At 78.1% G+C, this 5,216-nt stretch carries 1 protein-coding gene; it reads right to left on the reverse strand.

The genetic code is table 11. The features are described from left to right. Positions 1-5,216: SDR family NAD(P)-dependent oxidoreductase (locus AC5LSR_RS04920; RefSeq protein ID WP_493468191.1), on the reverse strand; the 5,216-nt coding region annotated here is incomplete at both ends.

Consider the following 5,216-nt stretch of genomic DNA (forward strand, 5'->3'; position numbering starts at 1 on the left):
GAAGGTGTCCCCGGCGAAGGCGTCCCGGGTGGAGGGGCCCGGGCCGAAGGAGTCCCGGTCGATCCGGGCCGGCACCACGGCCGGGTGCGCGCCGGTGAGCGCGGCGTCGAACAGGGCCAGCGCGGTCTCGGTGGGCAGCGGCAGCACCCCGCCGCGGCCCAGCCGCGCCACGTCCGCCCGGCCGAGATGGCCGGTCATGCCGCTGGCCTGCTCCCAGTAGCCCCAGGCCAGCGAGACCGCCGGCAGCCCGTGGGCGCGGCGGGCTGCTGCCAGCCCGTCGAGGAAGGTGTTCGCCGCCGCGTAGTTCGCCTGCCCCGGGGTGCCCACCACGCCCGCGACCGACGAGTAGAGCACGAAGGCGGCGAGGTCGGCGTGGCGGGTCAGCTCGTGCAGGTTCCACGCCGCGTCGACCTTCGGCCGGGCCACGCTCCGCAGCCGCGCCGGGGTCAGCCCGGTGACGGTGGCGTCGTCGAGGATCCCGGCCGTGTGGATCACCGCGGTGAGCGGGTGCGCGCGCGGGATGCCGGCCAGCAGCGCGGCCAGCGCGTCCCGGTCGGCGACGTCGGCGGCGGCCAGGGTGACACTGGCACCCAGCTCGGTGAGCTCGTCGACGAGTTCGGCGGCGCCGTCCGCCGCCGGCCCGCTGCGGCTGGTCAGCAGCAGGTGGCGCACCCCGTGGTGGGTGACCAGCCGGCGGGCGGCCAGCCGGCCGAGCGTCCCCGTCCCGCCGGTGACCAGGACCGTGCCGGACGGGTCGAGCCGGCCGGGCACGGTCAGCGCGAGCTTGCCGACGTGGCGGGCCTGCGCGAGGTGGCGCAGCGCGCGGGGGGCGTGCCGGATGTCCCAGGCCGCCACCGGCAGCGGGCGCAGCGCGTCCTGGGCGAACAGCAGACCCAGCTCGGTGAGCAGTTCGGCGATCCGCTGCGGCGGGACGTCCGCGAGCAGGTCGAACGGCAGGTAGGCGACGCCGGGATGCTGCGCGGCCAGCTCCTCGGGACGCCGCGGGTCGGTCTTGCCCATCTCGACGAACCGGCCGCCGGGGCCGAGCAGCCGCAGGGACGCGTCGGTGAACTCGTGCGCCAGCGCGTTGAGCACCACGTCGACCCGGCCGAACCGGGCCTCGAAGCCGTCGACGGGATCCAGCTCGCGGGAGGAGGCGATGTGGTCGTCGTCCAGGCCGAGGGCGCGCAGCACGTCCCATTTCGCGGGGCTGGCGGTCGCGAACACCTCCGCGCCGGCCTGCCGGGCGAGCTGCACGGCGGCCTGGCCGACCCCGCCGCTGGCGGCGTGCACCAGCACCCGCTCGCCCGGCCGCAGGGCACCGAGATCGAACAGGCCGTGGTAGGCGGTGAGGAACGCGACCGGGACGGTGGCGGCCCGCGCGAACGACCAGTCCGCCGGGAAGCCGACGAGCAGCCGGCGGTCGACGCGCGCGAGCGTGCCGGCGCTGCCCGGCAGCAGCCCCGTGACCCGGTCGCCGGGGGCGAGGCCGGTGACGTCGGGGGCGGTCTCGACAACCACGCCGGCCCCTTCGGCGCCGATGCGGGCCCGGCCCGGGTAGACACCGAGAGCGATCAGTACGTCGCGGAAGTTCACCCCGAGGGCCCGCGGCGCGACCCGGACCTCGCCCGGCGCGAGCGGCCCCGCCGCGTCCGGGTCGGCCAGCAGCGCGAGCGCGTCCAGGCTGCCGGGCGAGGTGACGTCGAGCCGCCACGGCGTACCGCCCGCCTCCCATCCGGCGCCCGTGCGCCGGCCGGTGCCGGTGCTGTCGCCCGCGTCGCCGGCGTCGCCGGCAGCGGTGCCGCTGCGCTCGTGGCCATGATCGTGCTCATGCCCGCCGGCCGGGTCGGTGCCGCGGCTGGTGCCGGTCGGTGGCGACAGCTCGCCCGAGGCGGGCGAGCCGGGCGCGGGCTGCCGGACGAGCCGGGGGATCAGCACCGCGCCGTCACGGACCGCGGCCTGGGGCTCCCCGCTGGCCAGCGCCGCCGCCACCGCGGCCGCGCGGGCCGGGTCGTCGCCGGGGCCGCCGTCCAGGTCGAGGATGGCGACCCGGCCGGGATGCTCGGCCTGGGCCGAGCGCACCAGCCCCCAGACCGCCGCCGCGGCCAGGTCCGTGACGTCCTCGCCGATGCGGGTGGCGACCGCGCCGCGGGTCACCAGGACCAGCCGGCCCGCGGCGGAACGCTCGTCGTCCAGCCAGGACTGCACCGTGGCGAGCGCCCGCTCGGTGGTGGCCGCGACCGCCGCCGGGACGTCCGTGCCCGAGGGGTCCGCTCCCGCGGTGCCAGCCGCTGGGACATCCACGTCTGGGACGCCCGCGGCCGGCAGGCCGTCCGCCGCGCCCGCTGTTGTCGCCGCGCTCGCCGCTGTCGGGCTGCCGGGTGCCGTCAGGGCGCTCGGCCCGGACGGGGCGTTCACCCAGACGGCGACGGTGGCCGGGACCGGCGCGTCCGACGGGAGGCCCAGGAGATCCGGGAGGATGTCGACGGCGTCGGCGGACCCGGCCGCGCCAGCGGCACTGGTGGCACCGGCGGGGCCGGCAGGGCCGGCAGGGCCGGCGGGTGAGGCGTCCACAGGTGTCGCGGACAGCGACAGCGACGGCAGCGGCGACCAGTCCAGCAGATATGCCGCGTCGGCGCCGCCGGCGGCCAGCGTGCCCGGCGCGACCGGCCGCAGCGCCAGCGTGCCGACGGACACCACCGCGGCGCCGGCCGGGTCGGCGGCGTGCACGCTCACCGTGCCCGTGCCGGTCGGCCGCACGCGGACCCGCAGCGCGGCCGCCCCGGTGGCGGCCAGCGAGACGTCCGTCCAGGCGAACGGCAGGAGCAGGGCGTCACCCTGGCCGGGCAGCAGGCCGACGACCGCGTGCAGGGCGGCGTCGAGCAGGGCCGGGTGCAGCCCGTAGCCGTCGGCCTCGGCGGCGTCCGCGGGCAGCCGGACCTCGGCGAGGACGTCGTCCCCGTGCCGCCAGGCGGCGTGCAGGCCGCGGAAGAGCGGGCCGTAGCCGTACCCGTCGTCGGCGAGCCGGTCGTAGAAGCCGTCGAGGCCGATGCCGACCGCGTCGGCCGGCGGCCACTGCCCGGCGAGGTCGTCCGGGGCCGGTGCCGGCGGCGCCTGGGTGAGCAGGCCGCTGGCGTGGCGGGTCCAGGGGATGTCCCGGGCGTCGTCCCAGGAGGCGCTGTCGCCGGGGTGGGCGTTTCCACCACCCGGGCTGCCAGCGCCTGGCCAGCCGTCGCCTGGTCGGGCGGGGTCCGGCCGTCCCGCGGCCGGGCGGGGGTCCTCCGGGCGGGAGTACAGCGTCACCGGCCGGATGCCGGGGTCGTCGCGTTCCGGCGGGCCCACCACGAGCTGGAAGCGGATGCCACCGCCGTCCGGGACCACCAGCGGGGCGTGCGACGTCAGCTCCCGCAGGTGGCCGTGGCCGACCAGGGCCCCGGCGTGCAGGGCGAGCTCGACGGCCGCCGCGCCCGGCAGCACCGTGGTGCCGGCGACGGTGTGGTCGGCCAGCCAGGGTGTGGTGGCCGTGGCCAGCCGCCCGGTGAGCAGCAGGCTGTCGTCACCGGCGACGGGCAGCGCCGCGTCGGCCAGCGGGTGCCCGGCGGCCAGGCCCGGTGCCGGGGCACCGGCGTGTGCCGGCGCGGTGATCCAGTAACGTTCCCGCTGGAACGGGTAGGTGGGCAGCTCGGTGACGCGGGCGTGCGGCCCGTACACGGCGGGCCAGTCCGGCGTGACGCCGTGCGCGTACAGCTCGGCGAGGGAGAGCAGCAGCCGGTCCCACCCGCCGTCGTCGCGGCGCAGCGTGCCGGTGACCAGGACGGGCCCCGCCGCCGCGTCCCACCCGCCGGCCGTCTTCCCGGCAGTGTTCCCGTCGCTGTGCCCAGCGGTGTCCTCGTCGCCGTGCCCAGCGGTGTCCTTGGTGGTGTGCCCGGGGACGCTGCCGGCGCCGGTGTTCGGCGCGGCGGCCGGGCCGTGTTCGGCGACGTCGTCGACGGTCTGCTGGATGCCGATGGTCAGGACGGGGTGCGGGCTGGACTCCAGGAAGGTGCGGTGGCCGTCGGCGAGCGCCGCGCGGACCGCGTCGTCGAGCCGGACCGGCTGGCGCAGGTTGCGGTACCAGTAGTCGCCGGTCAGCTCGGCCGGGTCGAGCCGCCCGCCGGTCACCGTCGAGTAGAAGGCGACGTCCGCGGGACGCGGTGTGATGCCCGCGAGCAGGCTCTCCACGTCGTCGCGGATGGCCTCGACCTGGGCGGAGTGGGAGGCGTAGTCGACCGGTATGCGCCGGGCGGAGACCCCGCGGGCCTGGTAGGTGGCGAGCAGCTGGTCGAGGACGGCCGGCCGCCCGGATACGACGGTGGCCGCCGGGCCGTTGACGGCCGCGATCGAGACGTCGCCCGGGCTCCCGCCGGCCGGATCGCCGAGCAGATCGGCCAGATCGGCCAGATCGGCCAGGTCAGCCAGGTCAGCCAGGTCGGCCTCGACGACGGCGGCGGGCAGCGGCACCGAGACCATCCCGCCCAGTCCGGCGATCTTCGTGATCGCCTGGGAGCGCAGCGCGACGATGCGGGCGGCGTCGTCCAGGGTGAGGGCGCCGGCGACGTGCGCCGCGGCGATCTCGGCCTGCGAGTGCCCGATGACCGCGTCGGGCCGGATGCCTAGCGACTCCCACAGCCGGGCCAGCGAGACGATCACCGCGAACAGCGCCGGCTGCACCACGTCCACCCGCTCGAAGGTGGGCGCGCCGTCCACCCCGCGCAGCACGTCCAGCAGCGACCAGTCGACGTACGGGGCGAGCGCGTCCGCGCAGGCCGCGACCGACGCCGCGAACACGGGAGAGGCCTCGAGCAGGGCCACGGCCATCCCCGGCCACTGGGAGCCCTGGCCGGGGAAGACGAAGACCGTCCCGCCCGGGTTCCCGGCGGTGGCTGCGGACACCACGCCCGGCGCCTGCTCGCCGGCGGCGAGAGCGCGCAGCCCGGCGAGCAGCGCCTCGCGGCCGGTGCCGGCTACGGCGGCACGGTGGTCGAAGACGGTACGGGTGGTCGCCAGCGACAGCCCGACGTCGGCGGGACGGGCGTCCGGCCGGGTGAACACGGCGTCGTGCAGCCTGGCCGCGGCCGTCCGCAGCGCCGGCTCGCCGCGCGCGGACAGCGTCCACAGCACCGGCGCCGCCCCGTCCGCGCCGGAGCCGTCGGACCGGCCGGATCCAGCGGTGCCAC

The organism is Protofrankia sp. CiP1_Cm_nod4 (genome assembly GCF_982290645.1).